The sequence below is a fragment of the Novosphingobium sp. BL-52-GroH genome, assembly GCF_044813085.1.
Taxonomy (GTDB): Bacteria; Pseudomonadota; Alphaproteobacteria; order Sphingomonadales; family Sphingomonadaceae; genus Novosphingobium.
In genome coordinates this window covers 221,967-240,263 of the sequence record NZ_CP171150.1, presented here as the reverse complement: position 1 = coordinate 240,263, position 18,297 = coordinate 221,967, and the positions used below count along the sequence as shown (strand labels likewise).

Here is an 18,297-nt window from a genome sequence, read left to right as displayed (position 1 = left end):
TTTTCCTTGAGATTGAACAGGACGTCAGGGGTGGCTTGCCGCTACCGAGCCGTCGAAGATGCCATCAGGATGCGCACCTGCCGGGCCGAGGCGACCGCCCGGCGCATCACCGCCACATAGGCGCCGGCGGCGGCCTCGACGGTGAAGCGCGCCGCATAGTGGCGCTGCGCAGGGCCCGGCTTGGGGAGCTGATCGACCCGCGATATCTCGTGGGCCAGCGAGTCGACGTCGCGCACCGGGACGAGCGTGGCCCGTGCGCCGCACCCGGCGAGCGCCTGCATGCTGGAGGAACAGTCGGTCGCGATGATCTGCAGGCCCGCCGCGATGGCCTCCAGCACGACGGCGGGTACGCCCTCGTAGTTGGACGAAAGCAACAGGCAGTCGGCATCGCGCAGGTATGGGTCGGGATCGGTGACATGGCCCACGAACCGGACCTGGCCCTCGATGGCGAGGCGCTGTGCGAGCGATTCCAGCTGCGCCCGTTCCCGCCCGTCTCCGGCGACCGTCAGTTCGTCACCGGGTCGGAAACCCGCGGCGAAGGCGCGCAGCATGAGTTCGAGGTTCTTCTGGGGCACGAGGCGCGCAAGGGCGAGGAAGCGATAACGATGACGGTCCGCCCGCTGCCGGGGTATTGCGGCGAGACGGTCGAACCGCGCTCTGGTCATCGCCGGATCGTGGATGGTCATGACGCGGTGCGAGCCCACGCCCATGGCATCCACGATTTCGCCGTGCATCGGCTCGGCAAGCGCCACGAAGCGGTCGAAGACCATGCCCTGCGCGCGCAGCCAAATATGATAGATCCTCCGGCGCAGCGCCGACTTGTCCGCGCGCACGAGGTCGTTGCTGATCTTGCTGACGACCGGCGGACAGCTGTCGCCCAGCAGCAGCCGCAAGGCAACGCAGACCACGGCATACGTATTTCCGGGGCAGAAGATCACATCGACGCGCTCGCGCGTAAGGAACAGGAAGAAGGACCAGATCATCCACAGCGTTTCGAACCGTGCGGTGGGCACGCGGCACGGGCGGATGCGGTAGGCCAGGCCGGTCGAAGCCCGCCCGCGGTCAAGTCCTTCGTCCCGCCCCAGAACGATCGTGACCTCGTGGCCGGTCTGCTGCCAGTGCTCAGCCAGGCCAAGTGCCACGCGCTCGACACCGCCGGGCTCGAAGCTGTGGATGGGTATTGCGATCCGGAGGGGCAATGTCATGCCCACAAGACTCCGCGTAACGGCCATACCCACACTGCCGATGCGCCGGGGAAATGCGATTTATTTCAGCAGGTCGGAATAACGGCCTGGAACGTGGCGACGCGAGAAGGCGCGCAGGGTGGCGTCGACGCTGGCCAGGATCGACGGTTTGGTCACGTCGCCGGGATGGACCGCCAGCCGCAACGTCTTCAGCGGCTGAAGCGCCGGCCGCGCCAGCGCCGCGAAGGCGAGCGAGGAGGCCGTGCGCATCGTGCTTCGCGAAGCCCAGGTCACCACCGGGCCTTTGGCTAGCGGTGTGTCCTCGTGGCCCGGTTGCCAGATGCGAAAGTGATCTTCGGCCAGCGCGAAGCCGCACTCGCCCAGCGCGTGCATGGCGCCCGGGCCGTAGAGCCAAGCGGGCGCGATGAAGCCGGCCGCCGGCATGCCGATCACGTCCTCGACCAGCGCCTTGCCGTCACGCATGCGCTGCAGGGCTTCGGCGTGGGACAGGCCGAGGAATTCCCCCTCGCCGGCCGTCATGTGCCTGGCCTTGAAGCCGGCGGCGCCCTCATGCTCGGCCGTGTCGCGGTGGAACCAGCCGTGGACGAACATCTCGACGCCTCGCTCGGCCCAGGCCCGTAGCCGCGCCTGGAACGCGGGGGCCTGGGATAGCGGGGCGCGACCCCAGTGATCGGGCACGACGAGCATGGCGTAGCGCGCAGGGCCAAGCCGCGTCTCGATCAGGTCCGCCAGCCGGTCGATCTGGCTTTCGAAGCAGGGTGCGACGTCATGGATAGAGGCGAGCAGGCGCCTGTCAGAAGCTGGCATCGAGACCGATCCTGATCGAACGCGGCCGCATGGGCGTCTGCTGCTGCCCCTCTGCAACCGAGAATGGATTGCCGAGCGAGAAGGTGTTGGCGCGCGTGTTCAACAGGTTGTCGATATCCATCGCCACACCCCACTTCCCGAACCCCAGGCGCGCGCCGGTTGAAAGATCATAATAGCGTCCCTGACCCAGAGCGAAGGGCGCTCGGATCGCCAACTTCGAGTAGCCAACATAGCGCACGGCGGCATCGAATGTGACTTGCGCCCATGACAGTTGTCGGTCGTACTTTGCTGCAAAGCGGCCGCCCTCGTCGGCGATGTTGGGCAGGTCCCGATCGCTCGCGTCGGCAAAGGCCGGTGCCGGTTTCGACAAGTCGCTGGAATTAAGGAAGCCGGCTGCCTCGAACGAAAGGAAATCGCGTGGGTGCCATGCAAGCGAGAACGCGAGGTTGCGAACCCGGCCTGAGCCGATGTTGGCGATGTAGGGCAGCCCATCGAGACCCACGAGGTCAGCCTGTACGTCATTCCACCGGGCGAGCGAAGCGACGAAGCTGCCGGACAGGCGGGCACCCTGGTCCATCCCGAAGCGCAGGCCCGCCTCCATCGTACCGATACGGTCTGCCCCGAACCGTTCCGCGCGAGGTGCTGCGGCGGATCCGGTGACCTGCAGTCCGCCAGGACGGTAACCCTGCTGGAACCGGCCATAGACGAGTAGTCCGCGCGCGGGCCGCCATGAGAGGCCTGTGGCGGGAAGAAAGCGCCTTTGAGTGCGCACAGGCTCCGATGCTTCGGCCTCCGTATGCCCGGTCAATTCACTCGATTGACGCACGTAGCTGAAACGCCCGCCCGCCGTCAGAATCAGGTTCCCTGTGAGTGGCACGCCGGCCTCACCGAACGCAGCAAGATCGAGCGTCGAGTTCGACAGGCCGGCAATCAGCGCCGGGGCAGCGGGCGTGCCCATTTGGCGCTCGACCCGGTCGTCATTGTTCACGAGCCCGATACCGGCGAGCCAGCTGCCCGATCCTCCCAGTGGACCGGACAGCCGCGTCTCGTGGGAAAACAGCCGAACGGTGATGTCCTCGGTAAAGGCGACGGGGGTTGCGATGGGGCCCATGGTCGTCAGGGTCGCGTCGAACGTCGAGCGGATCACATGGTGGGTATAGCCCGTCGCGGACACCAGTTGGACCGGGCCCCAATCGCGCCGCACGGTGAGATCGACGAGGCGATAGTCGTTGTCAAAAGGCTGGGCGATGGCGGAGCGGCGAACGAGATCCGGCTCGCCGCGCAGGGTATACTGGCCATCGCGCGAGGCGATGTCCTGGCCGACCACTGACACGTCCAGCGTCCAGGCCCTATCCGGCTGCCAGCGCAAGCTCGCGCGCAAGCCGGAGGTCCTGTTGCGGTTGATGTCCCGCAGGCCGCGCTCGGTATCGTCGATGTAGCCTCCGTCGATCGTCTCATAGCCCACGATCCGGAGCGCCAGCCTACCCTCGACGAGCGGAACGTTGACCGTAACGGCCCCGTCGCCACCCGGTGCACCGTCCTGCGTAGCGCGCAGGCCCGCCGACAGGTCGATGCCCCAGGAATTCAGCTCCGGCGCGTGGGGCACGATCCGAATGATCCCGCCGAGTGTTCCGGCGCCGTATAGCGTGCCTTGCGGGCCCTCCAGAACTTCGACGCGCGCAATGTCGTACAACGCGAGATCAGGATCGGGCGCACTGTAGATCAGGCGCGTATCTCCCAGGTACTGGCTGATCGTGGATTGGCTGGCACCATTGAAGCTGCTGTCGGCGATGCCGCGAATGAAAACCTTGTTCCGACCCGGCCCCAGGTTGGTCGAGGAAAGCTGCGGAAGCTTGCCCAGGATGAAGGCGGTGCCCTGGCCACCCGCCCGGGCAAGCTGGGTGCGATCGGGCTCGACTACCGAGATGCTGGCGGGGTAATCCAGCAGCCCCAGGCGCTGCTTGGTCGCGGAGACGACGATGTCGGGGCCGGCCCCGTCCGGCGGAGGCGCCGGACGGGGCCGCGGCGACGGCAGAGGCTGGCGGGCAGGCCCCCGCGTCTGGTGCACCAGCCGCACCGTCCGTGGATCGACGAAAACGAAGCCGTAGCCACTACCCCGCAGCAGGCGAGCTAACGCCTCGGACAGTTCGTAGCGTCCGCTAATGCCATCTGTACGCAGGGCATTGAGGCGTGGGTCATCGATGGTTATCGAGATTCCTGCCTGCTCCGAAAGGGCGATCAGCGCATCCGATAGCCGCCCTGCCGGAACAGCGAAGGACTGCGTCGGCCGAGCCTGCGCTGGCACTGCGGCGGCAGCGAGCACGAACGCTGCGACGGCCCATGCTCCTTGCCGCCCATTATCGCGTAATCGACCAACCATCGGCAGTTGCCGTCACCTTCACGCCAAGGAGGGATGCGATCCGCTTCTGCAGCGCCGGGTCGCTGCCATCAAGCTGAATGACGCCGGAAAAGCGCCGACCCGAAACATCCGGGCCAAGTTCTATTCCTACGCCGCGGGCGCGGGTTATGTCTGCAGCCACTTCCAACAGAGGGACATCATGATAGACAAGCCGTCCACGCGTCCATCCGCCGATATCCGCGATCGGCCTGTTACCTTCGACGATCCTGCCGCTGCTGGCGTCGAGCGTGTCACCGGCGCCCAGAAGCAGACGGGTCACGCCGGCCTCGAAGCGCACCGCGCCCTCTGCCACCTCCACCCGCAGCGCATCCTTGCCGCTACGCACGTTGAACACGGTGCCGACGTCAACGATGCTCTGGTCGCCCACGGTCAGCCTGAAAGGGCGCGCGGCATCATGATGAACGGTGAACTGCGCCTCGCCCGCCTTGAGTTCGGCCACGCGTGGATCGGATTTGTCGAGGACGATCTCGGTCGCGCCGTTGAGGACGATCCGGGTGCCGTCGCCCAGCGCGAAGGTACGGGTTTCTCCCGGCGCGGTGCTGACGGTGTACTCGCTTGCAAGCCCCCCCGTGAGCGCCCAGGTGCCGAGAGCCGCGAAGGCAACCGATGCGGCCATCGCTGGCCACATCCAGCGGCGCGTGGGGCGAGGTTCCTGCTCCGGCACGAAAGCCTCAGCTTCAAGGTCCGCGGGAGCGCAGCGGGCAAGTTCGACGGCAGGTTCCAGCGCCAGGTCGGCATCGCAGACCGCCTCGTAGATGTCGTTGTGGCGCGGATCGGCTTCGAGCCAGCGGGCGAACCCGTCCCAGTCCCCATCGGAACCGTCGCCGAGCCGCAGGTGCCAGGCGATCGCTTCCTCGCGCATGGTGTCTTCAGCGCGCGATTGCATCGGAGCCTCCTGCATCCCTCGTGGCGCCCGCGTCGAGCCGGCTGCGAATTTCGAGCACCGCATTATAGGCGCGCTGGAGATGTTTTTCGACCGCGCTAAGGCTGATGCCCAGATCGCGTGCGATGGTCTTTTGCGACACGCCTTCGATCCGGTACTGCCGAAAGACATGGGCGGTCCGCTCCGGTAGCGACGCAAGACTGGCCTCCACCCGCGCCAGATGGTCGCGCGCGAGCAAGGTGATCTCGGGATCGGGAGTCAGGTCAGCCAGATCCATTTCCGCTCCTGCAGCCCCTGTCGGCGCATCGAGCCATTCGGCATCGCGTGCCTGCTGGCGCGCTTCGGTCCGGCGGCGGGTATGCGCCATGTTGTTGAGCATCTGGTAGAGATAGGCCCTGGGTGCGCGTACCGGTCCGGTCACCACTGTCTCGACCCTTACGAAAAGGTCCTGCAACAGGTCATCGGCATCCGCTTCGCCAACACGGCGCGAGAGCAGGAACCGACGCAGCTCGGGCCGCAGCGCGAGACACAGTTGACGCAGGCCGCCTTCAACGGGCACTTCCTGCCCATCCGACGTCATCGCCCGTTCTCCCTGAACAAAGATGCTCTCCCTTACCCGGCTGTGCAGGTCATTGCGGCTTTGCGCTCCTGGCGTCACGATGGCCACCTCAAAACATTGCCGTCAGCGCCAGGCCGACGTCGCTGGCGTGGCGCATCCCTGCACCCAGGCCCAAAGCACGACTGCCCTTGCGCGCTTCCAGGGTGAGCCAGGTATGTGCATCGTCCCGCCCACCACCGAGACCCAGCCTCGCGGCGGCGCGCATACCGCTGGCCGCCGCCAGTTCGCCGTTGCCCATGCGCACTACGTCCAGGTCCATGCGCCGACTGCCCCACCCGTCCTGCCGGAACCATCCTGTCGAGACCGTCCAGCGGTTCGCCCGCTCCCACGCCAGTTGCACGTCCGCATAGCCAGCCTTCGACTTGGCAGGAAAGACGACCGGCGAAAGGTCGCGCCTGCCGACCTTGCCGATCCGGGCGCCGAGACGCAGGACATCACGCTCCCCGATAGCGCGCCACATCTGTACCCCCGCCTGGCTGTCGGCAAAATGGGCGCGTGACCCGCAGCACGGACGATCTTCCGACCACGAAGATCGTAGTGAGAGCAGATCGACGCTCCATCCAATATCGCCACGATCGACCGCCAGTTTCACGACCTTCGAGCGATCTATGGCGGCACGGTCGCCGCCACTCCATTCGAACTGCTCGGGCAGGGCCATGACCGCACGCGCACCTTGTTCCCTGTAGGAAGGTGCCCTTTCGGAGCGCACGTCGGCCCCGGCCGGGGCCGCGACCGTCAGCGCCCACACGAGGCTCAAGGTTCCGGTTCCGCGCATCCCCGCCGCTTCCCTCTACTGCCACCCCCAATTCGGGGGCCATCACTGGGACTCCACGCCCCGCGCGGAACCGCACCTGTAATTTCCCGATGCGGGTCTGCCGGTGCAGCGGGGTCTACCGCACGATCCTATGGGAGTACCTTGCGTGAAGCGTCTGCGCCTGTTGACCTTCGTTCCTCTGGCCGCGATCGTAGCTTTGAACCTGGCACGTCCATCGCCGGCGGCCGTTCTGGATCAGCCTACCCCGGTGCAGACAGCGGCTGCGAGCGATCTCTCGGTCATGACCTACAATATCAAGGGGCTTCCTTTCCCCGCGGCCTACGGCCGTGCCGACGAAGTCCGGCAGATCGGCGAACGCCTGAACGAGTTGCGGCGCGCCGGAACCCAGCCGCACATCGTTCTCCTGCAGGAAGCCTTCATCCCGCAGGCCAAGGCCATCGCCCGTGCCGCCGGCTACGCCCATTTTGCGCTCGGCCCCGAGGCCAGTGATGCCGCGGCGTTGCCGGCTGGAGGCTCCGCCGAGCAGACGTCATGGCTCAACGGCGAGGATATCGGCAAATGGGCTGACAGTGGGCTGGTGATCCTGTCCGACTATCCTATCATCCGCACACGCAAGATGGCATTCCCCGCCGACATGTGCGCAGGCTACGACTGCCTTGCCGCCAAAGGCGTGCTGGTCGCCTGGGTCAAGGTTCCCGGCCAGGCCCGCACCATCGCCATCGCCGATACCCATCTCAATTCGCGCAAGGCCTCGGGCGTCAACGTAGAGCGGGCGAACGCCGCATACTTGCGCCAGGTCGCCGCCACGCGCGAGTTCATGCGTGCCATCGTCGGATCCGATAGCGATGTCATTTTCGGCGGCGATTTCAACGTCGGGCATGACCGGGGCCGTATCGCGGCCCAGTCTTCGGGCGGAGGCCTTCTCGCCGGCAGCATGGAAGCCACCGCCGTTGACCGGATCACTCCAGGCTTCCCGCAGAACGCCCGGGCCGTCGCCGCGGTGCGCAGGCACGCGAAGGACAAGCAATATTTCCGCGCCGGGAGCGGCCAACACCTGGCGCTGCGAGACCTGAGGGTTCCTTCCGGTTTCCGGGACCGTAGCGGTGCATCATTGTCTGACCATCTGCCCTACATCGCCGATTACATCCTGCGATGACGCCGTCCGTCAGCACCGTCTGCGACGAGACTGGATCGCCGTCCGTCACTCGAAAAGTTTTGTCGAAGGTGCCGCAAGTCACCTTCGGATTCTGGATCATCAAGATCCTCGCCACGACCCTGGGCGAAACCGCCGGCGACACGGTCAGCATGACGTGGAACCTGGGGTATCTTGCTGGCACCGTCATCTTCGCGGGTATCCTGCTGGTGCTGGGATGGCGCCAGATCGCGGCGCGACGGTTCCACCCCCATCTCTATTGGGCCACGATCATCGCCTCGACGACCGCCGGCACTACGATGGCCGATTTCGCCACCCGCTCCATGGGTATCGGCTATGCAGGCGGCTCGGCCCTGCTGCTGTGCTGCGTGTTGGCATCGCTCGCCGTGTGGCACCGCGCGCTCGGTTCGATAGACGTCCAAAGCGTGCATGAGCCTCAGGCAGAGCGCTATTACTGGATCACGATCACGTTCTCACAGACATTGGGCACCGCACTGGGAGACTGGACCGCGGACACGGGCGGGTCGGGGTATTCAGGCGCCGCGCTTGTCTTCGCCGCGCTGCTGGCTGTCGTTTGCCTGCTCTACGTTCGCAGCCGTGTCAGTCACGTCGGCCTGTTCTGGGCTGCCTTCATCCTGACGCGGCCGCTGGGCGCCGCCGTGGGAGACCTTTTGGACAAGCCGCTGGACGATGGTGGACTGGCAATCAGCCGCCCTCTTGTATCAGCGGCCCTGGCCTTGTCGATCCTGCTGCTCGTCAAGATCTTGCCGCAGAATGCCGGAAGGGTGATCGACAGACAGAGTCGCATCGCCAAGGTCCAATAAATTTTCTCCGGTCGATGCGGGAATTGCCGGTCAGCACAGTCCTATCGTCGACAGCCAAGGAGTTGAGAATGGCCGAGACATCTGCCGTCGAACTGGTTTCCCGGCGCTATCGAGAGATGCATGGTGCCCAGCTACGGCCTGCCTATCCGCAAGGTTTGCATGTCTCACGCGATCACGCGGTCCGGGCCAGCGTCGGCTATCGGCGGGCTGGAGATCAGCCATTGTTCCTGGAACGCTATCTCGATCGCCCGGTGGAAGCGCGCCTCGCCGAAGTGCTGGGCCGCTCGGTTGCGCGCGACAGCGTGATCGAGATCGGGCATCTCGCTGCCGACGATGCCTTCGCCATGGTCTCGCTATGGGGACTGGCCGCCAACGATTTGGGCGGGCAGTGTGAAATCGCCGTCGCGACTCTCACCGCGCAGGTCCGCAGCATGTTCGTGCGCCTCGGCGTTCAACTCCACGTGCTTGCAGCCGCGCGCGCAGACCGGGTAGGCGATGCGGCCGCGTGGGGCCGGTACTACGAGAATGACCCGCAGGTTTGCGCTGGCGGCATCGCGCAGGGGCAGCAGGCCATCGCACGTTTCCTTGCCCGGCGCGGAAGGATCACAGCATGAACGGGCTTCTCGAAACTATCAGAAGCCATACCCTGACGATGCCGGACGCGATTGCGATTGATCCGGTCTCCGGGCCGGCGCTCACCTGGCGTGCGTTGGCGGATCGCGTGGCGCATGCGGTGACCATGCTGGACGGCGAAAACCCTACAACGCCGAAGGCGCTGCGACTCGATCACGGTGTGGAGGAAGCGGTCCAGGAACTGGCTCTACTCGAAGCTGGAATTCCGGTCCTTTCCCTCCCGGCATTCTTCACGGACGAACAGGCCGCCCATGCCGTTTCTGCCTGCGCAGGGGCCGGTCCTGTACCACCCGCTGCGCAACCCGCGTCGTCCCTCCTGCCCCCTGGTACGGCGCGGATAACTTTCACCTCAGGGTCGACCGGCGCTCCCAAAGGTGTGTGCTTGTCCGCACCGCATATGCTCGGCGTGGCCCGATCCGTCGTCGATGCCTTGGGCACGGAACATGCCGGCAGGCACTGCGCGCTGCTGCCGCCAGGCATTCTTCTCGAGACGATCGCGGGGCTGTTCGCCACCATCCTCGCCGGTGGCACTTATGTCTGCCCGCCGCAGCAAGAGATCGGCCTCGCAGACCCGTTCCGACCGGAGTTCGGGCGCATGGCACGCCGCATCGCGGATTGGCGTATCACGTCCTTGATCCTGGTGCCGGAGTACCTTGGCGGCCTTGTCGGAGTGCTGGAACGCACAGATCTTCGCCTGCCCGATCTAACCGTGGTGGCGGTTGGCGGGGCGCGCGTTCCCGTCGAACTCCTGGCACGGGCTCGCCGGGTCGGCCTGCCGGTGCGCCAGGGCTACGGCCTGACGGAGTGCGGATCGGTGGTTTCGCTCGAAGCGGCGAATGAAGAAGTAGCGGGGTCGGTCGGACGGCTTCTTCCTCACGTGCAGGCCCGCATCGCCGGGGACGGGGAAATCCTGCTGGAAGGCGAGTTGTTTCTTGGCACGATCGGCGAACCGAGAGCCGCGGGACATTTCGCCACCGGTGACATCGGCCATTTCGATGAAGACGGCCGGCTATGGGTGGACGGGCGTAAGTCCGCGCTGATCGTCACCAGCTTCGGGCGCAACGTCTCGCCCGAGTGGGTGGAGGCCCAATTGACGGCCCAGCCAGCGATCCTTCAGGCGCTGGTCCACGGTGACGGACTACCGTCTCCCGAGGCGCTCCTGGTGCCAGCCACCGCCGACGCCGACATGTCGGCCGCAGTAGCCGCCGCCAACGCGACTCTGCCCACATATGCCCGCATCGCGCGGTGGCGCGAGGTGTCCCCCTTCACCATCGCCAACGGCATGCTGACCGGAAACGGCAGGCCTCGCCGCGAAGTAATTGCGGCAACCTGGCTCCACGGTAACCCGACCTTCTTCGACGAACTGGAGGCCGCTACATTCCGCGACCGGCTGAGCTTTCTCACGATCCCGCAGGTACGCGCGGGGCTGGACGGCACGATCTCGCGCCGTGCGTATATCGATTATCTCGAGCAGGCGTTCCATCATGTTCGTCACACCGTGCCGTTGATGCAGGCTGCACGCGCGCAGTTGCTCGACCGGCCCGAACTCGTCGCCGCGCTCGACGACTATATCGAAGAGGAGACCGGCCATGAGGAATGGATCCTGGCCGACATCGCCGCCGCCGGCGGAGACGCCGACGCGGCTCGAACCAGCGAGCCGCACCCGTCGACGCGCATGATGGTGAGTCATGCCTTCGCGCGCATTGCCGATGGCGATCCGGTGGCCTTCTTCGGCATGGTTTACGTGCTGGAAAGCATCAGCGTGGCGCTCGCGCAGCGCGGGGCCAGCGCGGTTGCAATGCGGCTTGGCCTACCGCCCGAGGCTTTCACTTACCTCACTTCGCACGGGGCGCTCGATCAGGATCACATGGCGTTCTTGGCTGGGCTGGTGAACGCCATGAGCGAAGCCAAGGACCGGGCATCAATCCTGTCTATGGCGCGTGAAATCTTCGCATTGTTTGGCGGCGTCTTTGCCAGCGTGCGACTGGAGGATGACCATGTCGCGGCTTGAAGGCGCCCGCGTGGCAATGACCGGCGCGGCCGGCGGCCTGGGCTCGCTGCTTGCAGGCCTGCTGCGCGAGGCCGGGGCGCATGTTACGGGGATCGATCGCGGTGAATGTGCCGCCTGCGACAGTTCCATCGTCACGGACCTGTGCGACGATGCCGCGCTCGCCGCACTGGCGGAGCGGTTGAAAGGAGAATGCCCGGACATCCTGGTGAACGTTGCGGGCATGATGCGCTTCGGGCTGCAGGAAGGCCAGCCCATCGACGCACTGGCAATGTGCTACCGCGTAAACCTGATGGTCCCTGCGGTTTTGGCTGGGGCGGTTGCCGGGCCCATGCGAGCACGAGGCACCGGCCAGATCGTCAACATCGGATCGGTATTGGGCGCCATCCCGTATCCGTGGTTCGCCGCCTACTCCAGCAGCAAAGCAGGCCTCGCCGCCCTGAGCTTGGCTCTCAGGCGCGAATTGATCGATAGTGGTGTGTGCGTGACCCACGTGAACCCGCGTGCGGCGCGTACGCCGTTCAACAATGGTGAGGTCAACCGTTTCCTGGCGTTCACTGGGATGAAGGCCGACGAGCCCAAGTGGGTAGCCAGACGGATCGCCACAGCCATACTTGAACGCCGCGAAACAGTTAGCATCGGCGTGATGGAGCGCATTTACGCTGTGCTCAATGCAGTCGCGCCGAAGCTTATCGACACCGGGCTAGCCAGCCAGACCCGCAAGGCTCGCGTGGAATTTTCGTGAAGCTCAAATGCCCGCAACGATATGACAGGAGAGAAGACCATGACGACCCGCGCTTCTGCGTGCCGGTGCTTCGTCGCCGCACTGGCTCCGCTGCTGATTGCACTCGCTCCGACTGCCGCTCTTGCCGACATGGCGAGCGACGTCAAATCCGTGAACGATGGCTGGGCGCATATCACCTACGAGGTGAAGGGATCCAGCACTCAGACCAAGGCGCTCGACCAGTTGGCCGCGCAAGCGCGCAGCGTGGTCGCGCGCTATCCCGGCAAGGCCGAACCGCTTCTGTGGGCCGGCATAGTCACCAGTGAGCAGGCGAACCGCGCCAACTTCTTCCACAAGCTGGGCCTTGCCACCAAGGCCCGCGACCTGATCGCCAGAGCCTATGCCATCGATCCGCGGGCGGCCAATGGAGGGGCTGCGCTCAGCCTTGGTGTCCTCTATTACAAAGTGCCCGGCTCGCCGCTGGCATGGGGCGATGAAGACAAGGCAGTGAAGCTGCTCAAGCAAGCTTTGGCCGTCGATCCGAACGGCCTCGACACCAACTATTTCTACGGTGACTACCTGCTGGCCCAAGGAGACAAGCCCGGAGCGCGCTCGTATCTCCAAAAGGCCCTTCGCGCCCCCCATGACGCGGGTCGTCCGGTATGGGACATGGGGCGCCGCCGCGAGGTGCGCGACCTCCTTGCCAAGGCAACCTGAACGGAGGGCTCGCAATGACCTTGGCCCGGCGCCTTGCGAACCAGCTCGCGCATCCTCGTGGCCGCCCTGGCCGTCTGCTCGGCGCGGCGATGGAGGTCGTCAATCGCCGCCCGATGCGTCTGGCTGTGGACCTTCTAGGCCCCCTTTGCGGTGAAGAGGTGCTGGATGCGGGATGCGGGACCGGCGCGGCGATCGCAGAAATACGCCGCCGCGCCGATTGCCAGGTTACCGGTGTCGATCGCTCCGCCACTATGCTGGACGTTGCCAGGCGATCGGTGGTCAGGGATGCCTCATGGCTACTTGCCGATCTGAACGCCGTGCCGCTCCCCGACTGCTCGTTCGACGCCGTGCTTGCTCTGAACTTGCTTTATTTTGACGGCCCGGAAGGGCTGATTGTCCGTGAAATGCACAGGCTCCTGCGCCCGGGCGGGCGGCTGGTAGCCTACGTAACGCATCGCGAGTCCATGCAAGACTGGAATTTCGCTCGCGAGGGTTTGCATCGCCTTTACGACGCAAAGGCCTTGCGGGAGGCGCTCGTGGACGGCGGCTTCGGCGACACCCGCGTGAAGCTGCAAGAGAAAGCGCTGACGCGAACGGTTCGAGGCATACTTGCGCTGGCCGTGCGGCACGAATGATCATTGCGAGGGCGTAACAGCATCAACCCTCTACTGGCCGATGATCGGGTTCGTCGCCGGCACCACACAGGCCGACGGATGTGATCCGGGGGAAAACGCGCGTGAATTTTTTGATTATCGACGCCATACGTTCCTAGTTAGGCGCCCCACTTTCAAGCGGATGGAGCGCGACGGGGCCCGCGTTCACCTAGTTTTCAGTATGTTGTCGCCGATCCCTCTGAATTATATGCTGGAAGGTAGGTATTTGAGATCTGTCTGACGCCCACGGACTTCCTAAACTCCACTCTTCATATTGTAAAACTGGTTGGATATAATTTACTGTGTCAATCAATTTAGCTTCGGATTGTTAGCTTTGGACAGCTAGAAGCGTCTCCGGTTCTGGATAGCACACAGCAGCGGAAGTCAGAGTGAAACGCGTCATCGTCAAGCTCGGAAACCCCGACATTTGTGGCTCCGCGGCCTTTCCTGATGTTGATCGAGCACGTCAGCCAGGGTCAGCGAGGCTTTTAAGGGGCAGAGGCAGGTGTGTCTGGACTGTGAGACACGTCTTCACGGCGTTGCTTGCTGGCGCGCCTCTCCCAACTGCGGCCGTTCTGGGTGGTCAGGGTGCGGGGACATGGCCAGCAACTTCTGGAAATAGGCTCTGGCGCTCTGGCCTTTGCCGGCTCGCTTGGCCGCCTCGGCGGCACCATATAATGACCAGAACCGATTGGGCTCCTGAACAAGCGACGCTTCGAAAGCTGTCAGCGCTTCCTCCGGCTGGTTGTCCGCTAATAGCATCTCACCCAGCATCTCCCGAGCCGGCGCCACCGGTCCAGGCGTTACAGACGCCAATTGGGTCTTGTCCTCAAGGTCAGCGGCCTGGCGCATGCCCGTAAGTGCCTCTCGGACATGACCTTCCTCTAGAGAAAGGAGCGCCGCAACTTCTCGGCGCTGAATATCCGTCTGCTCTGCCCAATAATCCTCGCCCTGCTGGGCCAGCTCGTCGTGGATTTGGTCAAGCCATGATATCGCCGACCGCGCGGAGGCCGCGTCTTTCAGGTGCGCCGCGCCCAAACCCCGGGCAAAATAGGTGATCGATTCTGCGTAGAGAAACCGGCTCGGCGTCGGCTCGAGCTTGACAGCGCTTGCCCAGTCCCGGCGCTCGAGCGCGTAACGCGCGGCGATCGCGGCGTGGGCGTAATAAGCCGCCGAAGCAGGCGCGGCGCCGTTGGCTTTGGTGGGATCGAAGCGGGAAAACACTTGGACGGAGGCCTCGGCAAGCTGCTCGGCAGCCTTGTCCTGTCCAGTCTGCAGGTAAGCGTAGATCATGTAGTCGCTGGCGTGCAGTTCGTCAGCTGGTTGGTCGGCAGCCCGCGCTGAGGTCGCCGAAGCCAAGTTGGTGTCGATCGAGGCCTGCCAGTCGCCGATCCGTGTGAAGGTGTGGGAGGGCATATGCAGGGCGTGAGGCGTCGAAGGCGCAATCGCGCCGTAGCGCCTGGCCGCCTCGGCGGCGCGTGACGCTAAGGCCGGCTCATCATAGGCGTGGATGATGTAGTGGGCCAAGCCAGGGTGGTCAGGGTACTTGGCGAACAGGCCTTCAAGGATCGCGCCGGCCTTCAACTGCTTGGCGTAGGTCTTGTCGGCAGGATCGGCGGCCGCTGCGAGCGCCAGGGCGAAAAAAATCTTCGCTTCGGTGTCCTTAGGATAGTCAACGGCCAGTCGCTCCATCGCGCGCTCGTAAGCGACGTTTCGAGCATCCTGGTCCAAGTTCGCGGTCTCGGTGTAGAGGTGCGCTACCGCCTCGATATAGGCGCGTTCGCGCAAGGTCTTGGCCTTCAGGGCACGGCCGGCCTGGACCGCATCGAGGCCTTGTTTCAGCTGTAACGGCGACTTGAAGCCGGCAAACGGGTTGCTCCAGCTGCTCAGCGCGATCCCCCAATATGCGATGGCGCAACTGGGGTCAGCCGCGAGCGCTCCACGATAGCCGTCGGTCGCCGGAGCAAATTGGAAGGAGTGCATGAGCGCTACGGCTCGATTGAAGCGCAACTGCGCTTCCGCGTTGCACGATGTCTCGAAGGTGACGCTGCCAAGCCGCTCCATCGCCGCATGATCATGCTCAACCATCTGCGCCGACGCCGGGCCTGCAGAGAGCGCGACCTGGAGCCATGCGGCAAGAAAGATCTTCAATCTCATAAGTTTCGCCGTTCAGATAATGATTCGGTACATAGACAATTTCGCCCGTTCAAAAGTCTATCGCCGTGGACGTGTAAGACGGACGCGCCTCAACCTCCACATGATGATAGTGGTTTGCAAGCGCAATCTTGCTTGAGAAGGAACGGGTAAAGCGACTTTACTGGTCTGAGCCTCGCATTCGTGAAAAAGTGTCGGTCAACCTTGACCAGAGACTGTTTTGCCCATCGGCTAAGGTCAAAGCTATTGCCGACCCGGCGTTTGGCGTGACCCGAATGGCGAGTTTCAGCAAAGGCCGACGCTCACATCAACGAAGCGGAACGGCTTATGTTGGTCGCAACCTGCCGGTTACCGGACAGTCCGGACCTGGGAATGCGAAGTTGGTGCCTGAATGGCGACAAAGGGTCGTTCGAGCTACCGTGCAACGCGCAGGCGGTCGCGGAATGCGGAAGGCCAAATCCACAAGGGCATAAGCCAGGAACCTAATTTGCTCGGTGCGCGTATAGCACCTTGGTGTGATGTGATGGCAGAGCCATCGGGGGCAAATTCATGATGTCGGCAAACAGCAATCTGATACTCCAGCCGGTCCAGGAAGTGGAACCTGATGGCGGCAAGCTGTCTGACATTGATCTGCTACATCGCATAAGTGTCACGTTGATCGGCGAGCAGGACCGCTTTGAGCTTTACGGCAAGATCGTCGAGGCGGCTGTCACGATCGCGGGATCGCAGTTCGGCACCATGCAGCTCCTTTGCCCTGCGGGCGATCCGTCAGGCCATGGCGGCGAGTTGCAACTGCTTGCCCATCGCGGCCTTCCCGGACACGCTGTCGGCTTCTGGCAATGGGTCAAGCCGGCCGCATACAGCAGTTGCACCCTTGCTCTGAAGTTTGGCCAGCGCGCGGTCATTCCCGATTTTGAGGAATGGGACGACATTGCGGGTACTCCGGATCTGGATGCATTTCGGCATACCGGAATTCGCTCAGCTCAGACCACGCCCCTCATTTCACGCAGCGGCAAGCTGCTGGGCATGATTTCCACGCACTGGGCGCAGCCGCACGAGCCCAGCGAGCGCGACTTGCGGATGCTGGACATTCTTGCGCGGCAGGCTGCGGATCTGCTCGACCGCACGATTGCTGAAGAGGCTCTGCGCCAACTCAACGAAACTCTCGAACTGCGGGTGGAGGAACGATCCCGCGAACTGATGGCCTCCGAGGACCAGATTCGGCAGCTTCAGAAGATGGAAGCGATCGGCCAGCTTACCGGCGGGGTGGCCCACGATTTCAACAACCTGCTGACAATCATTCGCTCATCAGCGGAACTGCTGTCCCGGCGCGAGTTGCCTCGCGAAAAGCAGCGCAAATACATAGATGCCATCTCGGAGACGGCGGACCGGGCAGCCAAGCTCACCAGCCAGCTGCTTGCATTCGCCCGTCGTCAGCCCCTGCGGCCGGAAGTGTTCGATCCTGCCGAGAAGGTCGCCAGTATCTCCGAGATGCTGCGCACGGTGGTCGGCTCACGCATCGAAATCGACGTCCTGCCTTTGTGCGATCCGAATTTCGTTGAAGTCGATGCGAGTCAATTCGAAACAGCACTGTTGAACATGGCCGTCAATGCGCGTGATGCAATGAACGGTCAGGGCCGGATCACCATCTGTGTGGATACAGCCACGTCCATCCCGGCCCGCCGCGGCCACGCAGCGGCGCAGGGCGATTTCGTGAAGGTTTCCGTCACGGATGTCGGATCGGGAATGCCGCAGGAGCACATCGACCGTGTGTTCGAACCGTTCTTCACGACCAAGGAAGTGGGCAAGGGGACTGGACTCGGCCTGAGCCAGGTCTACGGGTTCACCAAGCAGTCGGGCGGCGAGATCGCCGTCACCAGCGAGATCGGTGTGGGGACGATCTTCAGCCTGTACCTCCCCCGGTCGACGGCGCCGGTCGAAGACGCCTGTCCGGACATGTCTGGGCCGGCAATGATCACCGACGCGAGAATCCTCATCGTAGAGGACAACCAGCAGGTCGGAGACTTCGCGGCGCAACTACTGACCGACATGGGCCTTACCGCGCGCCGCGCCGGTAGCGCGCGCGAGGCGATGGCCGTGCTGGAAGCCGGACATGATGATATCGACATCGTGTTTTCCGATGTCGTCATGCCCGGTGTGGACGGGGTGGAACTGTGTCGGCGTATCCGGGCACGCTGGCCCAGACTCACGGTCGTGCTGACCAGCGGATATAGCCATGTGCTTGCCGACGACATGCGCCATGGCTTTCCGCTGCTGCAAAAGCCCTATTCGCTCGACGACTTGGCGCGTGTATTGCGCGATGCCCACGCCCGGACCGCCAGCGTTCGTTAGACCGGGCCTGACAAATTTGCAGGTTTGCAGGCTACGCTGCCGCCCGCACCAGTGCCTCGCGCAGACGGCTGGGCGAACAGGGCTTGGAGTAAACCTGTGCGTCAGGATAGCGGGTCTTAAGCTGCGTTTCGTCGGCGTGACCGGAATGAAAGATCAGAGGAATGCCCGCATCGCGAAGCACGTCAGCGGCGGGGAACACCTCGCCATCCGGCAAGCGAACATCGAGAATGGCACAGGTGGGAAGCTGCCGCTCGATTGCAGCCAGTGTGCTGGCCAGCGTTCCGCACGTGGCGGCGAGGGCGTAACCGAGCGCTTCGACCGTATCTTCCAGATCAAGCGCTACGAAGAGTTCGTCTTCGACGATCAGCACA

General features: G+C 64.2%; 16 protein-coding genes. 8 read left to right on the top strand and 8 right to left on the bottom strand.

Annotated elements, in window-relative coordinates; translation table 11 throughout:
* Window positions 1-41: 41 nt before the first annotated feature.
* Genes ACFFDA_RS08820 through ACFFDA_RS08795 form a run of 6 tightly spaced genes read right to left on the bottom strand, consistent with a single transcriptional unit; the run spans window position 42 to window position 6,708 of the window.
* Complete coding sequence (locus tag ACFFDA_RS08820) at window positions 42-1,205, bottom strand: glycosyltransferase (RefSeq protein WP_404478745.1); 1,164 nt, start codon at window positions 1,203-1,205, stop codon at window positions 42-44.
* A gap of 60 nt (window positions 1,206-1,265) precedes the next feature.
* Window positions 1,266-2,012, bottom strand: a complete 747-nt coding sequence (locus ACFFDA_RS08815; protein WP_404478744.1) for a DUF2334 domain-containing protein — start codon at window positions 2,010-2,012, stop codon at window positions 1,266-1,268.
* Window positions 1,999-4,335 carry a TonB-dependent receptor domain-containing protein gene (locus tag ACFFDA_RS08810; RefSeq protein ID WP_404478743.1) on the bottom strand — a complete coding sequence of 779 codons (2,337 nt, stop codon included), beginning with the start codon at window positions 4,333-4,335 and terminating at the stop codon, window positions 1,999-2,001. Before ACFFDA_RS08810 ends, ACFFDA_RS08815 begins: the two co-directional genes overlap by 14 nt.
* A gap of 34 nt (window positions 4,336-4,369) precedes the next feature.
* On the bottom strand, window positions 4,370-5,317 hold the full coding sequence (locus ACFFDA_RS08805; protein WP_404478742.1) for a FecR family protein: 948 nt from the start codon (window positions 5,315-5,317) through the stop codon (window positions 4,370-4,372).
* A complete protein-coding gene (locus ACFFDA_RS08800; protein ID WP_404478741.1) occupies window positions 5,301-5,981 on the bottom strand; it encodes an RNA polymerase sigma factor in 681 nt (226 codons plus the stop codon). Before ACFFDA_RS08800 ends, ACFFDA_RS08805 begins: the two co-directional genes overlap by 17 nt.
* A gap of 1 nt (window position 5,982) precedes the next feature.
* Window positions 5,983-6,708, bottom strand: a complete 726-nt coding sequence (locus ACFFDA_RS08795; RefSeq protein ID WP_404478740.1) for a hypothetical protein — start codon at window positions 6,706-6,708, stop codon at window positions 5,983-5,985.
* A 145-nt stretch (window positions 6,709-6,853) separates the two neighbouring features.
* On the opposite strand from ACFFDA_RS08795, the gene ACFFDA_RS08790 reads away from it, so the two are divergent.
* The 7 genes from ACFFDA_RS08790 to ACFFDA_RS08760 all read left to right on the top strand — a co-directional run bounded on the left by ACFFDA_RS08790 (window position 6,854) and on the right by ACFFDA_RS08760 (window position 13,402).
* On the top strand, window positions 6,854-7,864 hold the full coding sequence (locus tag ACFFDA_RS08790) for an endonuclease/exonuclease/phosphatase family protein (RefSeq protein ID WP_404478739.1): 1,011 nt from the start codon (window positions 6,854-6,856) through the stop codon (window positions 7,862-7,864).
* On the top strand, window positions 7,861-8,685 hold the full coding sequence (locus tag ACFFDA_RS08785; RefSeq protein WP_404478737.1) for a hypothetical protein: 825 nt from the start codon (window positions 7,861-7,863) through the stop codon (window positions 8,683-8,685). The genes ACFFDA_RS08790 and ACFFDA_RS08785 overlap by 4 nt, the downstream gene beginning before the upstream one ends.
* Before the next feature lie 68 nt (window positions 8,686-8,753).
* A complete protein-coding gene (locus ACFFDA_RS08780) occupies window positions 8,754-9,299 on the top strand; it encodes a thermostable hemolysin (RefSeq protein WP_404478736.1) in 546 nt (181 codons plus the stop codon).
* Window positions 9,296-11,329 (top strand): AMP-binding protein, encoded by a 2,034-nt coding sequence (locus ACFFDA_RS08775; protein WP_404478735.1) that lies wholly within the window; start codon window positions 9,296-9,298, stop codon window positions 11,327-11,329. Before ACFFDA_RS08780 ends, ACFFDA_RS08775 begins: the two co-directional genes overlap by 4 nt.
* Window positions 11,316-12,071: an SDR family NAD(P)-dependent oxidoreductase gene (locus tag ACFFDA_RS08770; RefSeq protein WP_404478734.1), complete on the top strand. Its 756-nt coding sequence runs from the start codon at window positions 11,316-11,318 to the stop codon at window positions 12,069-12,071. Before ACFFDA_RS08775 ends, ACFFDA_RS08770 begins: the two co-directional genes overlap by 14 nt.
* Before the next feature lie 39 nt (window positions 12,072-12,110).
* Window positions 12,111-12,767: a tetratricopeptide repeat protein gene (locus ACFFDA_RS08765; RefSeq protein ID WP_404478733.1), complete on the top strand. Its 657-nt coding sequence runs from the start codon at window positions 12,111-12,113 to the stop codon at window positions 12,765-12,767.
* A gap of 14 nt (window positions 12,768-12,781) precedes the next feature.
* Window positions 12,782-13,402: a class I SAM-dependent methyltransferase gene (locus ACFFDA_RS08760; RefSeq protein WP_404478732.1), complete on the top strand. Its 621-nt coding sequence runs from the start codon at window positions 12,782-12,784 to the stop codon at window positions 13,400-13,402.
* A 549-nt stretch (window positions 13,403-13,951) separates the two neighbouring features.
* Here ACFFDA_RS08760 and ACFFDA_RS08755 read toward each other — a convergent pair.
* Window positions 13,952-15,577, bottom strand: a complete 1,626-nt coding sequence (locus ACFFDA_RS08755; RefSeq protein WP_404478731.1) for a tetratricopeptide repeat protein — start codon at window positions 15,575-15,577, stop codon at window positions 13,952-13,954.
* Between the two features lie 546 nt (window positions 15,578-16,123).
* Here ACFFDA_RS08755 and ACFFDA_RS08750 point away from each other — a divergent pair.
* Window positions 16,124-17,926 (top strand): ATP-binding protein, encoded by a 1,803-nt coding sequence (locus tag ACFFDA_RS08750; protein ID WP_404478730.1) that lies wholly within the window; start codon window positions 16,124-16,126, stop codon window positions 17,924-17,926.
* Window positions 17,927-17,957: 31 nt separating this feature from the next.
* Here ACFFDA_RS08750 and ACFFDA_RS08745 read toward each other — a convergent pair whose 3' ends face one another.
* Complete coding sequence (locus tag ACFFDA_RS08745; protein WP_404478729.1) at window positions 17,958-18,296, bottom strand: response regulator; 339 nt, start codon at window positions 18,294-18,296, stop codon at window positions 17,958-17,960.
* Window position 18,297: the final 1 nt, after the last annotated feature.